General features: G+C 74.3%; 21 protein-coding genes. 8 read left to right on the top strand and 13 right to left on the bottom strand.

Translation table 11 applies throughout. The features are described 5' to 3' along the window. Positions 1 to 40: 40 nt before the first annotated feature. Positions 41 to 394, top strand: coding sequence for a hypothetical protein (locus tag EPD83_RS07380; protein WP_165566410.1), 354 nt, complete (start codon positions 41 to 43; stop codon positions 392 to 394). 16 nt (positions 395 to 410) lie between these two features. Here the strand turns inward: EPD83_RS07380 and EPD83_RS07375 are convergent, their stop codons facing one another. Further along, positions 411 to 1,268 carry a helix-turn-helix domain-containing protein gene (locus EPD83_RS07375; RefSeq protein ID WP_205859449.1) on the bottom strand — a complete coding sequence of 286 codons (858 nt, stop codon included), beginning with the start codon at positions 1,266 to 1,268 and terminating at the stop codon, positions 411 to 413. A gap of 50 nt (positions 1,269 to 1,318) precedes the next feature. Between EPD83_RS07375 and EPD83_RS07370 the strand changes: the two genes are divergently transcribed. From EPD83_RS07370 to EPD83_RS07360, 3 genes are all read left to right on the top strand, one after another. Beyond that, a complete protein-coding gene (locus EPD83_RS07370) occupies positions 1,319 to 1,690 on the top strand; it encodes a VOC family protein (RefSeq protein ID WP_128366447.1) in 372 nt (123 codons plus the stop codon). Positions 1,691 to 1,982: 292 nt separating this feature from the next. Further along, positions 1,983 to 2,378, top strand: a complete 396-nt coding sequence (locus EPD83_RS07365) for a hypothetical protein (RefSeq protein ID WP_128366448.1) — start codon at positions 1,983 to 1,985, stop codon at positions 2,376 to 2,378. A 569-nt stretch (positions 2,379 to 2,947) separates the two neighbouring features. Then, positions 2,948 to 3,832, top strand: coding sequence for a hypothetical protein (locus EPD83_RS07360; RefSeq protein WP_128366449.1), 885 nt, complete (start codon positions 2,948 to 2,950; stop codon positions 3,830 to 3,832). A 652-nt stretch (positions 3,833 to 4,484) separates the two neighbouring features. Here the strand turns inward: EPD83_RS07360 and EPD83_RS07355 are convergent. Beyond that, positions 4,485 to 6,134, bottom strand: a complete 1,650-nt coding sequence (locus EPD83_RS07355; RefSeq protein WP_205859448.1) for a helicase HerA-like domain-containing protein — start codon at positions 6,132 to 6,134, stop codon at positions 4,485 to 4,487. A gap of 71 nt (positions 6,135 to 6,205) precedes the next feature. Between EPD83_RS07355 and EPD83_RS07350 the strand changes: the two genes are divergently transcribed. Beyond that, on the top strand, positions 6,206 to 6,496 hold the full coding sequence (locus tag EPD83_RS07350; RefSeq protein WP_128366451.1) for a type II toxin-antitoxin system VapB family antitoxin: 291 nt from the start codon (positions 6,206 to 6,208) through the stop codon (positions 6,494 to 6,496). Positions 6,497 to 6,503: 7 nt separating this feature from the next. Beyond that, positions 6,504 to 7,061 carry a LytR C-terminal domain-containing protein gene (locus tag EPD83_RS07345; protein WP_165566409.1) on the top strand — a complete coding sequence of 186 codons (558 nt, stop codon included), beginning with the start codon at positions 6,504 to 6,506 and terminating at the stop codon, positions 7,059 to 7,061. A 10-nt stretch (positions 7,062 to 7,071) separates the two neighbouring features. Here the strand turns inward: EPD83_RS07345 and EPD83_RS07340 are convergent, their stop codons facing one another. Further along, positions 7,072 to 7,710 (bottom strand): DedA family protein, encoded by a 639-nt coding sequence (locus tag EPD83_RS07340; RefSeq protein ID WP_165566408.1) that lies wholly within the window; start codon positions 7,708 to 7,710, stop codon positions 7,072 to 7,074. Between the two features lie 215 nt (positions 7,711 to 7,925). On the opposite strand from EPD83_RS07340, the gene EPD83_RS07335 reads away from it, so the two are divergent. Both EPD83_RS07335 and EPD83_RS07330 read left to right on the top strand, forming a co-directional pair. Beyond that, entirely contained in the window at positions 7,926 to 8,402 is a 477-nt protein-coding gene (locus EPD83_RS07335) for an Ltp family lipoprotein (protein ID WP_128365797.1), read from the top strand. 139 nt (positions 8,403 to 8,541) lie between these two features. Then, entirely contained in the window at positions 8,542 to 9,741 is a 1,200-nt protein-coding gene (locus EPD83_RS07330) for an ROK family protein (protein WP_235950397.1), read from the top strand. 119 nt (positions 9,742 to 9,860) lie between these two features. Here the strand turns inward: EPD83_RS07330 and EPD83_RS07325 are convergent, their stop codons facing one another. From EPD83_RS07325 to EPD83_RS07280, 10 genes are all read right to left on the bottom strand, one after another. Continuing rightward, positions 9,861 to 10,832: a sugar phosphate isomerase/epimerase family protein gene (locus tag EPD83_RS07325; RefSeq protein ID WP_128365796.1), complete on the bottom strand. Its 972-nt coding sequence runs from the start codon at positions 10,830 to 10,832 to the stop codon at positions 9,861 to 9,863. A 204-nt stretch (positions 10,833 to 11,036) separates the two neighbouring features. Next, positions 11,037 to 13,112 (bottom strand): PQQ-dependent sugar dehydrogenase, encoded by a 2,076-nt coding sequence (locus EPD83_RS07320; RefSeq protein ID WP_205859447.1) that lies wholly within the window; start codon positions 13,110 to 13,112, stop codon positions 11,037 to 11,039. 289 nt (positions 13,113 to 13,401) lie between these two features. Beyond that, entirely contained in the window at positions 13,402 to 14,604 is a 1,203-nt protein-coding gene (locus EPD83_RS07315) for a ThuA domain-containing protein (RefSeq protein ID WP_128365795.1), read from the bottom strand. 91 nt (positions 14,605 to 14,695) lie between these two features. Next, positions 14,696 to 16,096, bottom strand: coding sequence for an alkaline phosphatase family protein (locus tag EPD83_RS07310; RefSeq protein ID WP_128365794.1), 1,401 nt, complete (start codon positions 16,094 to 16,096; stop codon positions 14,696 to 14,698). Continuing rightward, entirely contained in the window at positions 16,093 to 17,283 is a 1,191-nt protein-coding gene (eboE, locus tag EPD83_RS07305; RefSeq protein WP_128365793.1) for a metabolite traffic protein EboE, read from the bottom strand. The genes EPD83_RS07310 and eboE overlap by 4 nt, the downstream gene beginning before the upstream one ends. After that, the gene (locus EPD83_RS07300) at positions 17,283 to 18,164 is read right to left on the bottom strand and encodes a TatD family hydrolase (protein WP_128365792.1); all 882 of its coding nucleotides are present in this window, start codon (positions 18,162 to 18,164) and stop codon (positions 17,283 to 17,285) included. Before EPD83_RS07300 ends, eboE begins: the two co-directional genes overlap by 1 nt. Next, positions 18,161 to 18,748: an EboA domain-containing protein gene (locus tag EPD83_RS07295; RefSeq protein ID WP_164896176.1), complete on the bottom strand. Its 588-nt coding sequence runs from the start codon at positions 18,746 to 18,748 to the stop codon at positions 18,161 to 18,163. Before EPD83_RS07295 ends, EPD83_RS07300 begins: the two co-directional genes overlap by 4 nt. Continuing rightward, positions 18,745 to 19,608: a sugar phosphate isomerase/epimerase family protein gene (locus EPD83_RS07290; RefSeq protein ID WP_164896174.1), complete on the bottom strand. Its 864-nt coding sequence runs from the start codon at positions 19,606 to 19,608 to the stop codon at positions 18,745 to 18,747. Before EPD83_RS07290 ends, EPD83_RS07295 begins: the two co-directional genes overlap by 4 nt. Further along, complete coding sequence (locus tag EPD83_RS07285; protein WP_128365791.1) at positions 19,605 to 20,495, bottom strand: SCO3242 family prenyltransferase; 891 nt, start codon at positions 20,493 to 20,495, stop codon at positions 19,605 to 19,607. The genes EPD83_RS07290 and EPD83_RS07285 overlap by 4 nt, the downstream gene beginning before the upstream one ends. Further along, positions 20,492 to 21,450, bottom strand: a 959-nt coding sequence (locus EPD83_RS07280; protein WP_165566407.1) for an inositol-3-phosphate synthase, incomplete at its 5' end; no start/stop codon positions are given. The genes EPD83_RS07285 and EPD83_RS07280, both read right to left, overlap by 4 nt.

Genomic DNA, 21,450 nt, shown 5'->3' with positions numbered 1-21,450 from the left:
CCGGCCCGTCGCGGTCGTCGCGGTCGTCGGAGGGAGCGTCGTGGGTGGCTTCGGAGGCTGGTTCCGGCGGCGGGTGGTGCGGGCCGACCTGCGCGACCGGGACCTGCTGTGCGCGTCGGGGCGGTACCACTGGAGCGACTACCTCGAGGACCGGCCGGGCTGGCGCCGCTACTGGATGAGCGCCGGCCTGTTCGAGGGCGCGGTCTTCGCCGTCGTGGTCGTCAGCATGCTGGGCTTCCCGTGGATCCGTCCGGCGGGCGACGGTCCGCGTCTCGGCTGGTGGCTCGTCACCGTGCCCGTCGCGGCGGTCGGGGCCTGGATGCTGCTGCTCGTCCAGAGCTCGCTGCGGGGGATGCTCCGGGGGCTCCACGACCCGGTGCGCCCTGCGGACTGACGGGCCGCGCCGCCGCTCACGCCGTCCCGGTGCGGCCGTCGCGGTACTGCCCCGGCGGGAGGCCGACGAGCGCCGCGAAGTCCCGGGTGAAGTGCGCCTGGTCGTACCACCCGTGCCGGTGGGCGAGGTCGGCGAGCGACCCGTCGTACCCGGCGTCGAGCGCGGTGACGACGTCGTGCATCCGGTAGCGGGCGAGCACCCATTTCGGGCCGACGCCGACGTACCGCTTGAAGAGGCGCTGGAGGGTGCGGACGCTCGTCGCGTGCCGGGCGGCGACGTCGGCCACCGTGACGAGGCCGCGGTCCTCGAGCATGTCGGCGACGACGCCGATGAGGCGTGCGTAGGCGGGGTCCGGGTCGCGCCCCGCGGCGACCGCCGCCAGCGCGGCCTCGGCGGCCTCGCGCCAGGCCGGCGGGTCGTCGACGAGGACGTCGTCCGCGAGGTCTGCGACGGTGCCGGCGGGGAGGACTTCGCGCGCCGGCACCGTGCGGTCGGTCCAGCCGGCGGCGTGGTGACCGGTCAGCGCCGCGAGCCCGCCCGGGCGGAACCGGACGCCGTGCACGACCCCGGCGCCGCGGATCCCGACGTCGAACCGGCGGGTGGCGACCCCGGTGACGACGACCCGCTCCCCCGGCGGGAGGTTGGGTCGCGGGTGCGACGCCCGCTCCACGGTGAGGTTCGCGGTCGGGTGCGGCACGACCTCGCTGGCGAACCAGCGCCCGTCCGGCAGGTCCCACGCCAGGCCCCAGTGGTTCTCGGCCCACGGGGCGACGGCCTCGCCCACGGGGTGCCGCTCGAGGGCGACGTGCCGGGCGAACTCCTCGGGGCGCAGCACCCCGTCGGTCGACGCTGTCGCGTTCGTCCAATCCGGCACGCCCGACAGCGTAGGAGGGTGGGGGCAGGACACCGAGGGAAAGGACCCCCATGGCACTCGCCTCCCTGAAGATGGTCACGCTCGACAGCTCCGACGTGCGCCGGGACGTGGCGTTCTGGGCCGAGGTGCTCGGCTGGGACGTCGCGCACACGGAGGAGGAGTACGGCATGCTCACCTCGCCCGACGGGCTCGCGCTCGGCTTCGGTCTCGTCGAGGGGTACGAGGCCCCGGGCTGGCCGAACTCCAACGGCAGCAAGCAGTTCCACCTCGACCTCGCGGTCGACGACCTCGACGGCGCGGCCGAGCGGGTCGTCGCCCTCGGCGGCACGCTCCCGCAGGACCAGCCCGGCGAGACGTGGCGCGTCGTCCTCGACCCCAGCGGACACCCGTTCTGCCTCACCCGGGCCGCCAGCTGGGCCTGACCCCCTCGCCCCCGGCCGCTCGCCACCCCCGCCCGCCCGCCCCGGCCGCCAGCTGGGCCTGACCCCCTTGCCCCGGCCGCGGGTCACCCCCACCCGCCCGCCCCGGCCGCCAGCTGGGCCTGACCCCCTTGCCCCGGCTGCGGGTCACCCCCACCCGCCCACCCCGACCTACCCCTTGCGGACGCGTGTGAACTCGCCGCACATCCGCTGCCGCCTCACACGCGTCCTCGCGCGGGCAGAGCGGATCGCCCCGGGGTTTCCGCGGACGCCGTCCTCTTGTGAGGATGGGGGCGTGATCTCGAACCAGCTGGCCCGCGACCTCGCCGCCACGGGGGTGCTCTGGGAGCCCGCCGCCGGCGACCGGTTCGTCATCGACACCGAGCTGCTCACGGAGGACGTCTTCTGGATCTCCGACCTCACCGTCGAGGTCCACCACTACGGCGGCCAGTCGCTGCTCGGCTTCAACGGGACGACGGAGTGGGCGCTGGACTCGGTGACGCTGGACCAGGCGCTGTGGCTGCCCCGAGAGGACCAGCTGCGCGGGCTGATCGGCAACCGCCTCGTCAGCGTGCGGCGCACCGACGAGGCGTGGGAGGTGACCTTCACCCCCGAGCCCGGCGGCGAGGAGCGGATGGTCCAGGACCCAGACCTCGAGTGCGCCTACGCCCGCGCCGTCCTGGCCCTCTAACCCACCCGCCAGCCGGACGTCGGGGGCGGGCAGACGACACGACTCCCCCACCAGCCACCGCACCCTCACCGACACGCCGTTCCCCCGCTGCACGTGTCGTCCGCTGGACGGCAGGGCTGCCCTGTCGACAGCCAGCCAGGACACGCCGGCGGGACGACGAACGGACGACACGACGCCCCCCACCAGCCACCACACCCCCACCGACACACCGATCCCCCGCTGCACGTGTCGTCCGCTGGACGGCGGCGCTGCCCTGTCGACAGCCAGCCAGGACGAGCCGGCGGGACGACCGGCGGACGACACGACGCCCCCGCCAGCCACCACACCCCCACCGCCACGCCGTTCCCCCGCTGGACGTGTCGTCCGCTGGACGGCAGAGCTGCCCTGTCGACAACCGGCCAGGACACGCCGGCGGGACGACGAGCCGACGACACGACGCCACCCACCAGCCGCCACACCCCCACCGACATGCCGTTTCCCCGCTGGACGTGTCGTCCGCTGGTCGAGGCCGCCGGGGGCCTGTGGATGACGCCGGACCGGAATCGCGTCGGCGGACCACACTGGCGGGCATGCGAGTCGCAGAGCACCTGACGCGGCTCGGCGGTGTCGCCCGGCGCCACGAGCTCGAGGCGTGCGCCGGGCGGGCCGCGCTCGAGGCCGCGGTCGCCGCCGGCACGGTGCGACGGGTCGCGCGCGGCCGTTACGCCCTGCCGACCGACGACGAGGCGCGCGCCGCGGCGCATCGCCTGTCCGGGACGGTCGTCCTCCTGAGCGCCGCCGCCCACTGGGGCTGGGCCACGAAGGTCCCTGCGGGTCTCCCCCAGGTGGCGGTCCCGCGCGGGCGCAAGGTCCCAGCCGACGTCCAGCGAGAGGTCGACATCCGGTGGCGGAGCGTCCCGCCGGCTCAACGGGTCGACGGCTGGGTCACCTCCAAGGCCCGGACCGTGCACGACTGCGCCGCGCTGCTGCCCTTCGACGAGGCCCTGTGCGTCCTCGACTCGGCCCTGCGTTTCGGCGACGTGTCCCCGGTGGACCTGCACGACCTCACCGAGGTGCCGCCCCGCATGCGGCCCCGGATCCAGCGGGTCCTGGACTGCGGCAGCGACCTGGCCTTCGGACCCTTCGAGACCGTCCTGCGCGCCATCGCCCTCGACGTCCCGGGGCTGGACGTGCGCCCCCAGGTGGCGATCCGTGACGCGGACGGCTTCGTCGGTCGGGTCGACCTCGCGGACGAGCGGCTGCGCATCGTCATCGAGGCCGACTCGCACGCCTTCCACGCCGGCGCCGCGGACTTCGCCCGGGACTGCGAGCGCTACTCGCGCCTGACCTGCGACGGCTGGATCGTCATCCGGGTGCCGTGGCGGATGGCCATGCACGAGCCCGAGCGGGTGCGTCGCCTTCTCGAGCGCGCCGTCGCCCTCCGGACCCGCTGCCTCATCTGCGCGATCAGCTGACGAACCGGACGGCGAGCCGACGACACGGCCACCCTCGGCGGCTCCCCAGAACGCAGGACACGCCGGGCTCGGGCTGGACGTGTCGTCCGCTCGCAGGTGACGAGGTCTGATGACTCCAGCGAGGAGAAGGGTGACGCGCTTGGGACGACCGGGAGGCGGGGAACCGGGGCTGGGCTAGGCGAACGGGGGGACGACACGATGACCCCCGGCGGCTCCCCAGAACGCAGGACACGCGGGCGTCTGTCTGGACGTGTCGTCCGCTCGACAGCGACGACAGCAGGTGACTCCCGCGAGCAGAAGGAGCAGGCACGCCGGGGATGACCGGGAGGCCGGGGACGCGGCGGGGAACCGGAAGACGGGCGAGGCGACGGGGGGACGACACGATGACCCTCCCGGACCTCGCAACGGCCGGGACACGCCGGGCTCGGGCTGGACGTGTCGTCCGCTCGTAGGCGACGACGCCTGATGACTCCGGCGAGCAGAAGGAGCAGTTACGCCTGGGACGACCGGGAGGCGGGGGACGCGGCGGGGACCGGAAAGCGGGTGACGCGACGGTGGACGACACGATGACCCTCGCGGGCGTCGCAGCTGGCGGGACATGCCGGGTTTGGGCTGGGGGTGTCGTCGGGTCGCGCGCGGGGGCGGTGTGGGGTCAGCGGCGGCGGGAGGTGCCGAAGAGGGAGCGGGTGATCTCCCGGCCGATGACGGTGCCGGCCGAGCGCAGCGCCGACCGGAAGGCCGAGGACTTCACGACCTGCTCGACCATCCCCGGCTCGGCCGCCTTCCGGCGGGCGGCGGACGCGGCGGCCTTCTCGGCGGCGGCGCGCTCCTTGGCCGCGGCCTTGTCGGCGGCGGCCCGGGCCTTCTCGGCCTCCTTCGCCGCCGCGGCGTCGGCCTTCGCCTTCTCCTCCGCGGCGCTCGCGGCCTCCTCGGCGGCCACCCGCTCGTCCGCCGCGCGCCCCAGCATCTCGAGGGCGCTGTCCCGCTCGACCGGCTGCCCGTACTCGCCGAGCAGCGGCGAGGCCGCGACCGCGGCGTCGACGACGGCGTCCGGCGAGGGCGCCATGAGCGACTCCGGGGCGCGCATCCGGGTCCAGGCCACCGGCGTCGGGGCCCCCTTCTCGGACAGCACGGTGACGACGGCCTCGCCGGTGCCGAGCGTCGTCAGCAGCTCCTCGAGGTCGTAGGCGGTGTGCGGGTAGGTCTTCACGGCGGCCTTGAGCGCCGCGGCGTCGTCCGGGGTGAACGCGCGCAGCGCGTGCTGCACCCGGTTGCCGAGCTGCCCGAGGACATCGGCGGGCACGTCCTTGGGCGACTGGGTGACGAAGAAGACGCCGACGCCCTTGGACCGGATGAGCCGGACGGTCTGCGAGATGGCGGCGAGGAAGTCCTTGGAGGCGTCCGCGAAGAGCAGGTGCGCCTCGTCGAAGAAGAACACGAGCTTCGGGCGGTCGGCGTCGCCGACCTCCGGCAGGTCGTGGAAGAGGTCGGCGAGCAGCCACATGAGGAAGGTCGAGAACAGCTGCGGGCGGTCCTGCACGGCCGGCAGCTCGAGCATCGAGCACAGCCCCCGCCCGTCCTCGGCGGTCTTCAGCAGGTGCGAGGTGTCGAACTCCGGCAGCCCGAAGAAGGCGTCGGCCCCCTGGTCGGAGAACGCGATGAGCTCGCGCAGGATGACACCCGCGGTGGCCGAGGACAGCCCGCCGAGCTCCTTGAGGTCGGCCTTGCCCTCGCTCGAGGTGAGGTGCTGGACGACGGCGCGCAGGTCGGCGATGGTGTCGAGGTAGTAGCCGTGCTTGTCGGCGTAGTGGAAGACGAGCCCGAGGCTGGACTCCTGGGTGGCGTTCAGCCCGAGGACCTTGGCCAGCAGCGTGGGCCCGAAGGTCGACACCGCCGCCCGCACCGGCACGCCCTTGCCCTGCCCGCCGAGGGAGTAGAACTCCACCGGGTAGGCCGTGGGGCTCCACTCCAGCCCGACGTCCTGCGAGCGCGCCGTGATCCGGTCGTTCGGCGTGCCCGGGCTCGCCATCCCGGACAGGTCGCCCTTGACGTCGGCGAGGAACACCGGCACGCCCTGCGCGAGCAGCTGCTCGGCCATGAGCTGGAGGGTCTTGGTCTTGCCGGTACCGGTGGCGCCCGCGACGAGCCCGTGGCGGTTCATCGCCGACAGCGGGATGCGGACGACCGCGTCCGGGTGCGCGGTGCCGTCGGCGACGGCGGCGCCGAAGGTGAGGGCCGGGCCGTCGAACGCGTAGCCGGCCCGGATCTCGTCGATGAGGGTGTCGTCGCTGCTCTCGCTCACGCCCGCCAATCTAGCCGTCACCCGGGTTTCGCACCCGGGCCCGGCGCGGCCCTCCCCATAGAGTGGGTGGGGTGATCTTCAAGGCCGTCGGCGACCACCGCCCGTACCCGGACCACGGGTACTCGGGGCGGCAGTGGTCGACGGTCCCACCCCGGCTCGTCCGCCTCGACGACCTCGTGACGACCAAGCGCGAGCTCGACCTGCAGCAGCTGCTCGCCGAGGACTCCACCTTCTACGGCGACCTGTTCGCGCACGTCGTCGAGTGGGAGGACACCCTCTACCTCGAGGACGGGCTGCACCGCGCGCTGCGGGCCGCCCTGCAGCAGCGGCCGACGCTGCACGCCCGGGTGCTCTCCCTCTGAGGCCGTGATGACCGACTACACCACCGAGTCCCCGCTCTCGCTCGAGCGACGCCAGCGGCGCCGGCGCGCCGTCATCACCATCGGCACCCTCGTCCTCGGCCTGTTCTTCGCCTTCTGGTACGCGCTGTCCTACTACGAGGCGGACGAGTCCCGCGCGGCCCCCCGCACCCCCACCCCGACGTGCAGCCCGTACGACCCCAAGGTCCGCACGCCCGCCGACATCACCGTCAACGTCTACAACGCGACGAACCGCAGCGGCCTGGCCAGCCGGACGGCCACGGCCCTGGAGAAGCGCGGGTACACGGTGAAGAAGGTGGCGAACGACCCCTCGAGCCGCAAGGCCCCCAAGGTCGCCGAGCTGCGCTACGGCAAGAAGGGACGCGCCGGGGCCCTGACCATGCTCGACGGCGACCTGCCGAAGGGCACCCGCGGCCACGTGCTCTCGTCGCGGACGTCGCGCACCGTCGACGTCGTGCTCGGCGCCGGCTTCGACGGCCTGCCACCGAAGGCGCAGTCGACCGGGCTGCCGATGTGCCCCAAGCCGTCGGCGTCGCCGTCGTCCTGACCGGCGCGGGTCAGGCGGTGCGCTCCGCCGCCCCCACGTCCTGCGCGTCGTCCCGCTCGCCCCGGCGACGGCGGTAGACGACGTAGGCCCCGACGGCGAGAAGGACCACGACGACGGCCGGCCCCACCCCGAGCCAGTGCTCGAGCGTCCGGTAGGAGTGGCCCGCGAGGTAGCCGCCGACGACGCAGGTGACGCCCCAGGCGAGACCGCCGAGGGCGTTCCACACGAGGAACGTCGGGTACGGCAGCCGCGAGGACCCGGCGAGGGCCGGGACGACGGCCCGCAGGAACGCGGTCCAGCGGGCGAGGAAGACCGAGACCGGGCCGCGCCGGCGGATGAACTCCTCGGCGGCCTCCAGCCGGGGCCGGGCCCGGCGCAGCAGCCGCAGGTCGACCAGGCGCGGGCCGAGCACCCGCCCGATCTCGAACCCGACGCTGTCGCCGATGACCGCCGCCGCGACGACGACGAGGGCGACGACGACGAGCGAGGTGTTGCCGAGCGCGGCCGACACCCCGCCGAGGATCGCCGCGGTCTCGCCCGGGACGACGAAGCCGACGAAGATCGCGTCCTCGACGAAGACGACGATCCCGACGACGAGGTAGACGATCCAGGCCGGCTGGCCGAGCACCTGCTCCAGGAGTCCGCTCACGCCGTCATCATCACGCCGCCGCCTGTGCCTCGGCTGTGCGGCGCATCGGCCGACGGGTCGAGGTCGCCTCGGCCGTCCGGTCCCCCACCGGGCCGAAGCGCCGGTGCCGGGGCCACGGCGCGCCTACGGTCGGGCCACCGGAGCCGTCGGACGTGCGGGGACACCCGTGCGGCCCGGCCACCGGACCGCCGAGCCACCACCGAGGGGTCCTCCACATGCACACGCGCCAGCTCTCGCTCGCCGCCGCCGCGGGCGCCGCCGTGCTCGCCCTGCTCTCCGGGTGCGGGTCCGTGGACACCTACGCCGCCCAGGACGTCGGGTCCGAGGCGGGGACGACGAGCAGCGCCCCCCGGTCCGCGGCGTCGTCCAAGACCGCGAAGCCGGCCAAGAAGGGTCCGTCGCTCACCAAGGAGCAGCGGAACGCGGTCCGCCAGGCCCGCAACTACCTCGACCTCACGCCGTTCTCGCAGAAGGGCCTCGTCGAGCAGCTCGTCTTCGAGGGCTACAGCAAGAAGGACGCGACGAAGGCCGTCGGCACCCTCCGGGTCGACTACAGGAAGCAGGCCGCCCGGGCGGCGAAGAACTACCTCGACCTCAGCCCGTTCTCGCGCAAGGGCCTGGTCGACCAGCTCGTCTTCGAGGGGTACACCAAGGCCCAGGCCGGATACGGCGTCGAGCAGTCCGGCCTCTGAGGTCACCCGTGTCCGTGCCGCACGACCGGGCCCACATCCGACGGCGGGGAGATGACTTCTGTCACGTCGGCGGTCATAAGGGACCCGGTTCGGGGCATAACGCCCTGGCTGAGCCCCGCCGTGTGCTTGACTACCGCCCGTGAGCACCGACGTCGCACCCGGTGGGTCGGGAGGGACCGGCGCCGGTGACCTCCTCCACCTCATGCTCGACGGGGTGCCCCGCACCCGCGCCGAGCTGATCTCGCTCACCGGGCTGGCCCGCTCCACCGTAGGTGCCCGGGTCGAGGCGCTGATGTCCGCGAACCTCCTCGTCCCCTCCGGCGAGGCCGCCTCCACCGGCGGTCGGCCCCCGGCCCGGCTGGCCTTCAACCCGGACGCCGGCGTCGTCGTCGGGGTCGACGTCGGGGCGACGCACGCCCTCGTCGCCCTCACCGACCTGCGCGGCCGGGTCGTCGGCGAGCGCGCCCTGGCCATCGACATCGCCTCCGGGCCCAAGGCCGTCCTCGACGACGTCGTGCGCGCCGCCCGCGAGCTGCTGCGGTCGGGTCGGCGCCGGGTCGGCGACGTCAGCGGCGTCGGCATCGGCCTGCCCGGCCCCGTCGAGCACGCCACCGGCCGCCCCGTGCTGCCGCCGATCATGCCGGGCTGGGACACCTACGACGTCCCGGGGCACCTCTCGAGCGCGCTGCGCGGCCCGGTGCTCGTCGACAACGACGTGAACCTCATGGCCCTCGGCGAGCACGCGACGGTCTACCCGCACGTCGACCAGCTGCTCTTCGTCAAGGTCGCCACCGGCATCGGCGCGGGCATCATCAGCGGCGGCCGGCTGCACCGCGGCGCCCAGGGGTCGGCGGGCGACCTCGGCCACGTGGCCGCCCCCCACGGCGGCGACGCCCGCTGCACCTGCGGCAACACCGGGTGCCTCGAGGCCGTCGCCAGCGGACCGGCCATCGTCCGCCGGCTGCGCGCGCAGGGCCTGGACATCGCCGACAGCCAGGGGCTGGTCGACGCCTCCAAGGCCGGCGACCTCGTGGCCACCGAGGCCATCCGCGACGCCGGGCGGGAGATCGGGCGGGTGCTCGCGACGTGCGTGAGCCTGCTCAACCCGTCGGTCATCGTCGTCGGTGGCGTCCTGGCCCAGACCGCCGAGCACCTGCTCGCCGGCGTCCGGGAGGTCGTCTACGGCCGCTCGCTGCCGCTGGCCACGGGCGACCTGCAGATCGTCGCCTCCCGGACCGCCGGGCACGCCGGGGTCGTCGGCGCGGCGACCATGGTCATCCAGCACGTCCTCGCGCCCGGGCAGGTCGAGGACCGCCTCGGCTCCGCCGCCGCCGTCTGAGCGCCACCCCTCCGCGCGCTCCGACGCCGGCACCACGACGCCGAGCGGCCCCGCACCCGGCCGGCGGGATGCCGGACCGGGTACGGGGCCGGCGGCCGGACGGCCGCCCCCGGGCAGGGTCAGACCTGCGAGCGGACCGCCCGCAGGTAGTCGTAGCCGACCCGCGCCGTCGTGATCGGGTCGATGTCCGGCCGGTCGTTCTCGACGATGAACTCCTTGGTCATGTGCGAGCCGAAGATCAGCGGGAAGTCGACGAAGCCGGTGCCGACGTCGGCGAAGGCGTTGCCGGCGAACGGGTCCGCCCCGGCGTCGCGGTCCTTGACGTGGTACTGCAGCGTCTGCTGCGGGGCCGCCGCGATGACGTCGGCCGCGAACCGGCTCGCCGTCGCCTCGGTCGCCTCGCCGGTCTGCAGACCGCCGGTGACCGCCCAGAACAGGTCGACCTCGAGGTGCACGAGGGCCGGGTCGAGGGTGCTGGTGAGGATGTCCCAGCCGCGCGAGCCGTCGTCGAGCTCGAGGCTGAACTCGTGGGCGTGGTTGTGGTAGCCGTACGCCAGGCCGTAGGTCTTGGCGACGGCGGCCTCGGCGTTCATCGCCTCGGCCCAGGCGCGCCACTGGTCCGCGGAGTCGCTGCGGAGGTAGGGCACGTTGATGAAGCGCTGGCCGAGGGTGACGGCGTTCTCGAACTTGGCGTGCATCGCCGCCTCGCTGCCGCTCAGGCCGTCGTGGCTCGAGGACGCCGAGATGTTGTTCGCGGCGAGCAGGGCGCCCAGCTGCTGGGCGGTGTAGCCGTAGTACCCGGCGAGCTCGACCTTGCGGTAGCCGATGTCGGACAGCGTGCCGAGCACGCTGTCGACGGTCTGGCCGTTGGTGATCGAGCGCAGCGTGTACATCTGGATGCTGATCTGGCCGGGCGGCACGGGGCGGCCCTTGCCGCCGGGGGCCGCGGAGGCCGTCCCGGCGCCGGCCAGGGCGGCGGCGCCGCCGACGAACGACGCGCCGACGCCGCGGAGCAGCGAGCGGCGGTCGGGGCCGGTGCCGCGCTCGGCGGCCTCACGCAGCGGGGCGAACCCGTCGAATCCGAAACACATGGTGGTGGTCCTCTCGAGAGTGGTGGTGCTACCGGCCCTCCGGGGGGTCGGGGGGCCGGCGTCCTGGTGGTGCTGAGTGGTGCGGGGGTGCGAGGTGGTCCTGCCGGAGCCGGTGGGCCCTCGCCGCGACGGGCGGGCGCCCACCGGCCGGTGCCCCCGGCCGGGGACCGCGACGGATGCGGTCCCCGGCCGGCGGCGCGTGGCTCAGTTGGTCGGGTTGAGCCGGATCTGCGCGGTCCCGGTCTGCGGCGGGATGTCACCGGCGCCGGGGTCGGTGTAGCTCGCCACGAGGACGGCGCTGATGTCGTCGAGCACCGGGTCGTGACCCTGCGGCAGCGAGGTCGTGATCGTCCCCGTGCAGCCGGACGCCGTGGTCACGGGGTGACCGTGCTGGTCGTGACCGACGATGTAGGTGACGGTGACCTGGTCGCAGTCGACCGGCTGGTCGTCCGTGACCTCGATCTCGTAGGAGATGGTGTCGCCCCACGTGAACGAGCTGCCGTTGGTCGGCGTCACGAAGCGGACCACCGGGGCCTCACCGCCCACGGAGATGACCGTGTAGGTGGAGGCCGAGCGCCCGCGGTCCTTGCCGCCGACGTCGGTGACCTTGAGGCTGGCGCGGTACGTGCCGTAGTCCTCGTAGGTCCAGGTCCCGCTGGCCTTGCGGCTGTCGACGGTGCCGTCGGAGTCGAAGTCCCACTCGTACTTGAGGCGGTCGCCGTCCGGGTCGCTGGACCCGGTGCCGTCGAAGCTCACGGTGAGGGGGGCCTCGGCGCCGCTCGTGGTGTCCGTCTCGATGACCGGCTTCGGGCTGCGGTTGCCGCCCTCACCGATGTAGTCGAAGCGGGAGAGCTGCGCGTCGGGGTTCTGCGCGAAGTAGCCGTCGCCGTACTCGAGGACGTAGAGCGCGCCGTCGGGGCCGAACTCCATGTCCATCGGGTTGTCGAAGACCATCGACGGCAGGACGGAGTCGATCTGCGTGACCTCGTCGTTGCTGTCGTTCAGCGTGAACATCTTGATGTAGTCCCGGGTCCACTCGCCGAAGAGCGGGTGGCCGGCGTACTCCTCGGGCCAGGCGACGGTGGGGCGGCCCTTGGTCGCCTTGCGGTTCTTGGTCGCCGTGCCGTGGTAGACGGGGCCGGCCATGGGGCCGATGCCGCCGGTGCCGAGCTCGGGGAACTCGGCGGACAGGCCGTAGGAGTACTTGACCTCGCTGTCGGCCACCGGGGGCAGCTGGGTGAGCCCGGTGTTGTTCGGCGAGTCGTTCACCGGTGCCGAGCAGTCGAACGGCTCGCCGGAGGTGCGGGTGGCGAAGTCGAAGTCGACGTAGGGGGTCTCGGGGTCGACGCAGTACGGCCAGCCGTAGTTCTCGCCGCCCTCAACGACCATCCACCGGCCGGTGCCGGCGGGGCCGCGGTCGGGGTTGGCGCGTCGCGCGTCGGGCGAGTAGTCGCCGACGAAGAGCAGGCCCGTGGTGCGGTCCAGCTCGATGCGGAACGGGTTGCGGAAGCCCATGGCGTAGATCTCGGGCTTGGTCTTGGCCGTCCCCGGCGCGAACATGTTGCCCTCGGGGACGGTGTAGCCGCCGCCCGCCTTCGGGGTGACCCGCAGGATCTTGCCGCGCAGGTCGTTGGTGTTGGCGGAGGACCGCTGGGCGTCGAACGCCGGGTTGCGGGTCTCCCGCTCGTCGATCGGGGTGTACCCGTTCGACTGGAAGGGGTTGGTGTCGTCGCCGGTCGACAGGTAGAGGTTGCCCTCGGCGTCGAAGACGATGTCACCGCCCACGTGGCAGCAGATGCCACGGGAGACGGGGACCTGCAGGATCTGCTCCTCGGTGTCGAGCGCGATCTCGTCGCCCTCCATCTTGAAGCGGGACAGCTGCAGGTGACCGTCGTAGGGGGCGAAGTCGGCGGCGGTGCCGTTCTCCGGGGCGTCGCCCTCGTTGCGGTTCGGCGACGTCGGGTCGTCGGTCGGGGTGTCGAGGACCGGCGAGTAGTACATGTAGACCCAGTGGTTCTTCTCGAAGTTCGGGTCGATGGCGACGCTCTGCAGGCCCTCCTCGTCGTGCAGGTAGACGTCGAGCTCGGCGGCCGTCGTCGTCAGCCCGGAGTCCGGGTCGTGCAGGCGGACCTCGCCCGCCCGGGTGACGTGCAGGACGCGGGAGTCCGGGAGGACCGCGAGGTCCAGCGGCTCGCCGGGGGTGTCGTCGATCGTCACCTTGTCGAAGGCGGAGTCGGGCGGAAGGGCGGCGTTGCTCTGCTCGTGGTTCTCGTGCGCCACGGCAGTCGCCGAGAAGCTGAGTGCGACGAGGCCGGTGGCAAGACCAGCGGCCCCGACCCGTCGTCGTATCGGTGTCACAGGGGTGTCTCCTAGTCGTCGTTGACAGGCGCTCCGCGGACTAACGTATTGCAGGGCAACAAAAGTGTCCACTCGGAGAGCAAAAGAGTTTTCGGATGCGGTCAGAAGCGGCCACGACCGGGCCCTGACCTGCCGGTAGGTGCGCCGGACCCGGGCCCGGGACCGACGTGCGTCGTCGGTCCCGGACCCCGTGTCGCGGGGTCGTGGTCGGTCAGAGACCGGCCTTCGCGAGCCCCTCCTGCCACTCGACGAGGTCGGCGATCTTGCCCGAGATCTCCTGCCCACCGGTCAGGCCGTTGGCCTTGCCCCGGGCGGTCCGCAGCGCGGCGAGGGCCGCGTCCCGGTCACCCGCGTCGGCCGCGGCCTCGGCCGCGTCCAGGCGCTCGGCGAGCTGGGCCAGGAGGTGCTGCGAGCGCACCGACCCGTCGTCGGCGGCCTCGAGCCACTCCTCGACCTCGGCGAAGGTCACGCAGTCGCCGCCACCGTCGACCTTGCCGGCCGTCCACTCGATGCCACCACGGAGGTGCTCGAGGAAGACGGGGTCGGAGTACGAGGAGTCGACGTGGCCGGCGCCCTCGTACCAGGCGCGTCCGCCCTCGAAGTTGTGGCACCACGCGATCGGGTGGTCCTCACCCATCCGGCCGCCCGAGTACGTCGACTCGTCCAGCGTGATGAGCACCCGCACGTCGTCACGCGGGTTGGCGGTGAAGTTGTACCACTCGTCGTAGCGCTCCCACTGCAGCGGCAGGTGCTCCGTCGACGGGTGCGTCGGGTCCTCGACGACCATGGTCGCCGTCTGCTGACGCGGGTGGTTCGCGAAGCGCGCCCCACCGCCCGAGAGCTCGCTGTACCAGGGCACGCTGTGCATCGTGTCCGTCGCCGCGTGCAGCCCGACGTACCCGCCGCCGCCGCGGATGTAGCCCTGGAAGGCGGCGAGCTCGGAGTCGTTCAGCAGACGGGGCTTGTTCGGGTCGAGGTCGTTGGTGTTGTCGACCGGGGAGGCGAAGAGGATCGTCGCGTACTGCGAGAGGTCCTCGGCGCTCGTGAACGGGGTGCTGTCCATCGTCAGCTCGGGCTGACCCGGCGAGCCGGGTCCCCACCACCCACCGGAGGTGTTCGGCGGGTCCCACACGTCGACGGTGAAGCCGTTCTCCTCGCCCATCTCGATGACGGCGTGCGTCGTCTCGTCGATGTGCGAGTGGCGGAAGCCGAGCGTCTTGCCCACGACGAGCACCTTGTACTCGCCGCTCTCCTCGTCGGCCTTCGGCGCCGCGGCCTGCGGTGCCGCCTGCGGGACGGCCGCGGGAGCGGCCGCCGTGGCCGGGGCGCCGGTGAGGCCCACGAGGAGCGCGGCCCCGGCGGCCAGGCCGGCACCGAGACGTGCCGTGCTGACACGTCGCTGTGTCGTTGTCATGTCTGGATCTCCCTGTCATCGGGTGTTTCTTCCGGCGGCTGTCCACCGCCGGGCGGTCCGGCCGGGAGGCGCTCCTCCCCCGGCCAGGTGGTCACCGGGAGGTGACCACCTCCACCGGCGACTCGGCGCCGGCGGTGCTGAGGACGAGGTCTCGGACCTCGGTGGCGGCGACCGTGCCGTGGACCCGGCCGGCCGCGGAGGTGAGGACGACGGGGCCGTCCTGGGCGTCGTCGGGGAGGCGGCCGTGGCTGCCCTTGACCCAGCGCGCGTCCAGCGGCACGACGCGCATCGCGTAGCGCAGGCCGACCTTCTTGCGGACGAGCGAGAGGCCCGCCCGCGCCTTGGCCGAGCGGTCCGCGGGGTCGAAGAACAGCTCCGCGGGGTCGTAGCCGGGCTTGCGGTGGATCTCGACGCCGCGGGCGAAGTCGGGCGCGCGGCCGTCGTCGAGCCAGTAGTAGTAGGTGAACCAGGCGGTCGGGGCGGCGACGACGACGAGGTCGCCACTGCGCTCGTGGTCCAGTCCCTGCTCGGCCTGACCCGCCCGGTCCAGGACGGCCTCGACACCGGGCTCCCGCTCCAGCAGGGTGCGCACGTGCTCGAGGTCCTCGCCGTCACGGACGTAGACGTGCGCGACCTGGTGGTCGGCGACGGCGAAGGCGCGCGAGGCCCACGGGTCGAGGTACTCCATGCCCGCCTGGGTGTGGACCTCGAGCAGGCCGGCCCGGCGCAGCACCCGGTTGAGGTGCACCGGCCGGTCGACCTCGGTGATGCCGTACTCGCTGACGACGACCACCTCGACCCCGAGCTGCTCGGCGTCGTCGAGCAGCGGGGCGAGGACCTCGTCGAGGTCCCGCGCGGCCTGGCGCGCCTGCTCCGAGCGCGGGCCGAAACGCTGGAGGTCGTAGTCCAGGTGCGGCAGGTAGGCCATCGTGAGGTCGTGCTCGGGCAGGAGGCGCCGGGTGGCGCCGACGATCCAGCGGGAGGACGCGATCGACGCCGTCGGCCCCCAGTACTGGAAGAGCGGGAACTCGCCGAGGGCGGCGGTGAGGTCGTCGCGCAGCCAGGCCGGCCGGGTGTAGCAGTCCGGCGACTTGCGGCCGTCCGCGTGGTAGACCGGCCGGGGCGTCACGAGGGTGTCGACGTCCATGCCCATCGCGTACCACCAGCAGACGTTGGCGACCCGGGCCCCGGGGTGGGCCCGGCGCAGCAGGTCCCAGAGCTTCTCGCCCGCGACGAGGCTGTTCGGCTGGCGCCAGAACATCACCTCGCCGAGGTCGCGGAAGAACCAGCCGTTGCCGACCGCACCGTGCTCGGCGGGCGGGGCGCCGGTGAGGAAGGTCGACTGGACGGTGCACGTCACCGCCGGCAGGACGGTCGCCAGCGCCGCCTGCGAGCCCTCGGCGGCGAGCCGCGAGAGCCGGGGCATGTCGGCCAGGGCGCGGGGGGTGAGCCCGACGACGTCGAGCAGGAGGACGGGGCGGGGCGTGGTCATGGCAGCTCCTTGAGTCCGAGGTCGACCAGGACGTCCCGGGCCCAGCCGAGCTCGCCCGCGATGCGGGCGGCGAGCTCGTCGTCGGTGCTCGGGCGCAGGTGGTCCGGCAGGACCCCCCACGTGTAGGTCTCGACCTCGAGGTGGTCGGTCCGGGGGGACGGTCCGCCGACGAGGGCCTCCAGCGAGGCGCAGGTGTCGGCGAGGGTGGAGTCGAGCGGGGCCTCCAGCTCGGCCCCGAGCGGCACGTGGACGTGGACCCGCCAGGGCACGGGGACGCCGTCGGCACGCACCGGCAGCGGCGCGTCGCCGCGCAGGGCGTCCGGCAGGTCGTCCCGGCTGCGGACGGTGCCGTCGGCCTCGCGGCCGCGCACCTGGTGCAGGAAGCGGGACTCGTCGAAGTCGGCGAGGGCGGTGAGGGTGTCCGGGTCGGAGGGGTCCGCCCCCTGCAGCGCCGCGGACACCTGGGCCTTGACGACGGACAGCCCGGCGTCGCCGACCCGGGCCACGGCGGCGTCGGGGTCCTCGAAGCCGGTGGCCAGGTGGCAGAGGTCGAGGGTGACCCCGACCCGCTCGTGGTCGACGTCCCCGAGGTGGCGCACGGCGTCCGACGTCGTCTCGACGACGCAGCCGGGCTCGGGCTCCATCCCCACCCGCACGGTGCGGCCGGTGCGCTGCTCCAGGTCGGCGAGCCCCTCGCCGAGGCGGGCCAGGTTCGCGGCGGCCCGCTGCGCCGACTCCTCCTCCCACGGGGTGCGCCACGCGAAGGGGAGCGTCGAGACGCTGCCGCGGGCGGCGTCGTCGGGCAGCAGCCCGGCGAGCGCCTCGGCGCAGTCGAGGGTGTAGCGCAGGCGCGCCGGGTCGGCCCAGTCCGGGTGGTAGACGCGGTGCTTGACGACCGGCTCCTGGAACCCGCGGTAGGGGAAGCCGTTGAGGGTCACCGTCTCCAGGCCGCGCTCCTCCAGGGCGGTCCGCAGCCGGGCCGTCGCCGCCGGGTCCGCGGCCAGGGCGGCGGCCGCCGGTGCGGCGAGCCACAGCCCGACGCCGAGCAGGTCGACCCCGAGGTGCCGCCGGACGGGCAGGCAGAAGCGGTCGAGGTGGTTCAGGACGTCCTCGAGGTCGTCCCCCGCGTGCACGTTCGTGCAGTACGCGAGGTGGACGACGGTGCCGTCGGCGTGGCGCAGGCGCATCAGGCGTCCCGCGACCCGCGCAGCACGGAGTTGCCCTCGAAGGTCGCGCCCGACGTCGCCGCCACCGGCTCGCCGGCCTCGAGCACGCCGTCGAGGTCGAGGCGCTCGCTCTGCCCGTAGAACTCGACGGGGTTGCGCCACAGGACGCGGTCGACGTCGTCCTCGGTGAACCCGCCCTCGAGCATGGCCTCGGCGGTGCGCAGCGTGAGCAGGGGGTCACTGCGCCCCCAGTCCGCGGCCGAGTTGACGACCATCCGCTCGAGGCCGTACTCCCGCAGGACGGCGACCATCCGGTGCGGGTCCATCTTGGTGTCGGGATAGATGGAGAAGCCCATCCAGCAGCCGCTGCCCGCGACCTCGCCGACGGTGACCTCGTTGAGGTGGTCGACGAGGACCCGCCCGGGCGCGAGGCCCGACTCGCGGACGACGTCGAGGGTGCGCCGGGTGCCGGCCAGCTTGTCGCGGTGCGGGGTGTGGACCAGGGCCGGGAGGCCGTGCTCGACGGCGAGCGCCAGCTGGTGGGCGAAGACCTCGTCCTCCTCGCGCGTCATCGAGTCGTACCCGAGCTCCCCGACGGCCACGACCCGGTCCTTCTCGAGGTAGCGCGGCAGCTCGGTGAGCACCTCGCGGCAGCGCGGGTCGTTGGCCTCCTTGGGGTTCAGGCCGATCGTCGCGAAGTGGGCGATGCCGAACTGCTGGGCGCGGAAGGGCTCCCAGCCGAGGATGGAGTCGAAGTAGTCGCAGAAGGTGCCGACGCTCGTGCGCGGCTGCCCGAGCCAGAAGGACGGCTCGACGACGACCCGGACGCCGGCGGCGTGCATCCGCTCGTAGTCGTCGGTGGTCCGCGAGGTCATGTGGATGTGCGGGTCGACGATCCTCACGACGCCCTCCCCGGGACGGTGGCCTCGGCCGCGTCGGCGTCGACCACCCGCCAGGCGTCGTCCGGCACGTCGCGGCCGGCGGCGCGGCGCTCGGCGACGAGGTCGGCGACCATCCGGCGCAGCGTCGCGTCGGAGCGGGTCGAGAGCTCCTCGACCTCGTCGAGCGGGACGCCGGTGAAGAGCGCCTTGACGACGCCCTGCCGCCAGGTGGGGGCCTCGAGGTGGTCGGCGCCGTAGCGCCCGAGGGCCGCCCCGACCAGCCGGGTGTCGTTGGTGCGCAGGGCGTCCCGCAGGAGGTCGACGAGCGCGCCACCGACCGGCGGGCGCCGCCCGGTGGAGTGGTCGAGGTCGGGCAGGGCGCGCAGCACCGCGAGCTTCTCGACGTTGTCGCCGCGCTGGTAGACGAGGGTGACGAGCCGGGCGACCTCGTCGACCGGCCCGGGGATGGCGACGAGCAGGTCGGCGCGCACCCGCTCGCCGTCGAGCCCCTCGGTGCGGGCGTGCCGGGCCGCGGCGGGGAAGAGGGCGAGCACGCTCTCCCCGTCGGCCGCCACCGACCGTCGTGCGTCGTCGGTCCAGGTCATGAGGTCCTCCTCGTGAGTCGGTCTGCGGTGTGGGCGCCCTCGCGCAGCGCCCGGATGCTCTGGGCCGCGAGCACGGGCGCGGCGAAGGAGTGCCGGGGGAGCTCGACGTGGACGAGCCCGCCGAAGGCGATGTCGTCGAGCGCGGCGAGGACGTCGGGCAGGTCCACCTCGCCGTCGCCGAAGGGCAGGTGCTCGTGGACGCCGCGGACCATGTCGTCGATCTGGACGTTCGCGATGAGGTCCCCGTGGCGGCGCACGACGTCCTCGGGCCGCTCGTCCTCCGTGCAGACCAGGTGCCCGACGTCGACGGTCAGCCCGAGCCGGCGCGGCCGGCCGAAGGCCTCGACGACGCCCGCGACGTCCCCGACCCGCTCGAGGAACATGCCCGGCTCGGGCTCCAGGGCGAGGGTGACCCCCACCTCGTCGGCGACCGGGAGCAGCTGCTCGACGGCCCGGCGGACCCGGGCGTGACCCTGCTCGGCGGTCGCCGTCGGGGGCAGCGTGCCGCTCCAGCAGGACGCGACCGGCGCGCCGAGGTCGCGGGCGACCCGCAGGGCGGTGGCGACGAGGTCGATGCGCCGGTGCGCGCCCACGTCGCTGACGAAGGTCGGGTGGTGCTTGTTCCGGGCGTCGAGGACGTAGCGGCCCCCGGTCTCGACGACGACGTCGAGGTCGAAGCGCTCGAGCAGCCGCCGCGCGTGGTCCACCCGCTGCGCGAGCCCGGGGCCGCACGGGTCGAGGTGGGCGTGGTCGAGGGTCAGGGCGACGCCGTCGTACCCCAGCTCGGCGAGGACGACGAGGGCGTCCTCGAGCCGGTGGTCCGCGAAGCCGTTGAGGCCGTACCCGAAGCGCAGGCTCATGTCGGCGTCCCCCTCCGCGTCAGCGATCTCGCGGACCAGGTGAGCGCGGCCAGGCCGGCCGCGACCCGGGGGGCGCCGGCCGCACCGAGCAGCGCGGTCTGCAGCGGGACCATGCCGCGGATGCCGGAGACCGTCGCCGCCCGCGCGGTGGCGGCGGTCGGCTCCTCGACGGCGCGGGCCTGCGCCCGTCCGACGGCGGCGGCGTAGAGGCCGGTGCCCACGGTGGCGACGGCGGCCCGGACCGTCCGGGGCAGGCCCGAGCCGTTCGGGGCCAGGGCGAGGAACGGGGTCGCCGCGGCGACGGCACCGGTGGTCGCGAGGGCGCCGCGGGCGACGAGCGCGGAGGTGCCGCGGACCTCGCCGCGGCTCAGGGCCGTGACCCCCGCGGTGTGCAGGGTGAGCAGGGCGGCGGGCCCCGCGGCGGCGCGCAGCCCCGCCCGGCCGCCGGCGGCCGCCCCGAGGAGGACGTCGAGCCCGCGGGTGCTCGCCATGACGGCGGTGCTCACCGGTCCGGACTTCGGCGACAGGTCGTAGGCCCAGACGGCCCCCGCGAGGACGGTGGCGAGCGCGGCGGCCCGGGGGCCCCCGCCGGCGGCGGCCAGCCCGACCCCCGCCGCGGACAGCGCCGCGGCGAGCCCCAGCGCCGTGCGCGGGCGGACCCGCCCGGAGGGGATCGGCCGCTCGGGCCGCTCGAGCGCGTCGAGGTCGCGGTCGGCCCAGTCGTTGAGGGCCATGCCGGCCCAGTACAGGCTCACCGAGGCCAGGGGCAGGACCGCCGACCGCGCACCGCCGGGCCAGCCCGCCGCCGCGCCCCCGGCGAGCGAGTCGCCCGGGACGGTGAGCGCGGCGGGGGCCCGGACCAGCTCCGCGAGGTCGGCGAGGGTCACGGCGTCACGGCCGTCCCGGTCCGCACCCAGGTGCGCAGGGCGTCGTGCTGCGCGGCGAGCGCGTGCTCGTCGGAGCCGACGGGGTCCTTGAAGAAGAACCCCAGGGCGTCGACCGGCCCGCTCTCGCCGCGGCGCAGGGCGAGGTCGAGCAGCCGGGCGAGGTCGATGACCAGGGGCGCGGCGAGCGCGGAGTCACAGCCCTGCCAGGTGAACTGCAGCGTCATCCGGGTGCCGAGGAAGCCGGCGAAGGTCACGAGGTCCCAGGCGGTCTTCCAGTCGCCGAGGTCGGTGACCTCGTCGATGTGCAGCGGGCCCTCGACGGGGTAGCCGAGCATGGCCCCGAGCCCGGCGGCCTTGCTGCGGGCCTTGCTCTCGCGGGCGTCGGCCGAGGCCAGCGTGGCCCCGTCGCCGCCGCCGAGGAGGTTCGTGCCGCTCCACGAGCGCACCTGCAGCGCGCGCATGGCGAACATCGGCGCGAGGACGGACTTCAGCAGCGTCTCGCCGGTCTTGCCGTCGCTGCCGCCCCAGGGCAGGCCGGCCTCGGCGGCCATGGCGGCGAGGACGGGCAGCCGGGCCCCGGCCGACGGGGTGAAGTCGACGAACGCGCAGCCGGCGGCGAAGGCGGCCGCGGCGTAGACCGACGACGCGGGCAGCGGCGACTCGCCGCGGTCCCACGCCGCCTCCAGGGCGGTGCGGTCCTCGTGCGCCGGCTGGGGGTCCACCGGCGCCTCGGTCGAGGAGACGTTGACGACGACGACCCGGGCCAGGTCCTCGCGCTCGGCGAACTCGCGCAGGTCGGCGGCGAGCCGCTCGACGGCGGCGCGCTGGTCCTCGCTGCCGGCGACATAGCCGGGCCGCACCCGGGCCGACGCGGCGTCCAGGTCGGCGGACACCAGGGCCGGGAGCCCGTGCGGGACGACGCCCGCGGCCGCGAGCTCCTCGGCCCGCTTGGCCA

The sequence above is a fragment of the Phycicoccus flavus genome, assembly GCF_004025965.2.
GTDB classification, from domain to species: domain Bacteria; phylum Actinomycetota; class Actinomycetes; order Actinomycetales; family Dermatophilaceae; genus Phycicoccus; species Phycicoccus flavus.
This window is presented reverse-complemented; position numbering and strand designations above follow the sequence as displayed.

Excerpts from the sequence above, each read along its gene's own strand:
- EPD83_RS07370 (WP_128366447.1), top strand. The coding sequence starts at position 1,319 with ATGGCACTCGCCTCCCTGAAGATGGTCACGCTCGACAGCTCCGACGTG.
- EPD83_RS07360 (WP_128366449.1), top strand. The coding sequence starts at position 2,948 with ATGCGAGTCGCAGAGCACCTGACGCGGCTCGGCGGTGTCGCCCGGCGC.
- EPD83_RS07345 (WP_165566409.1), top strand. The coding sequence starts at position 6,504 with ATGACCGACTACACCACCGAGTCCCCGCTCTCGCTCGAGCGACGCCAG.
- EPD83_RS07335 (WP_128365797.1), top strand. The coding sequence starts at position 7,926 with ATGCACACGCGCCAGCTCTCGCTCGCCGCCGCCGCGGGCGCCGCCGTG.
- EPD83_RS07325 (WP_128365796.1), bottom strand. The coding sequence starts at position 10,832 with ATGTGTTTCGGATTCGACGGGTTCGCCCCGCTGCGTGAGGCCGCCGAG.
- EPD83_RS07315 (WP_128365795.1), bottom strand. The coding sequence starts at position 14,604 with ATGACAACGACACAGCGACGTGTCAGCACGGCACGTCTCGGTGCCGGC.
- EPD83_RS07310 (WP_128365794.1), bottom strand. The coding sequence starts at position 16,096 with ATGACCACGCCCCGCCCCGTCCTCCTGCTCGACGTCGTCGGGCTCACC.
- eboE (WP_128365793.1), bottom strand. The coding sequence starts at position 17,283 with ATGCGCCTGCGCCACGCCGACGGCACCGTCGTCCACCTCGCGTACTGC.
- EPD83_RS07295 (WP_164896176.1), bottom strand. The coding sequence starts at position 18,748 with ATGACCTGGACCGACGACGCACGACGGTCGGTGGCGGCCGACGGGGAG.
- EPD83_RS07290 (WP_164896174.1), bottom strand. The coding sequence starts at position 19,608 with ATGAGCCTGCGCTTCGGGTACGGCCTCAACGGCTTCGCGGACCACCGG.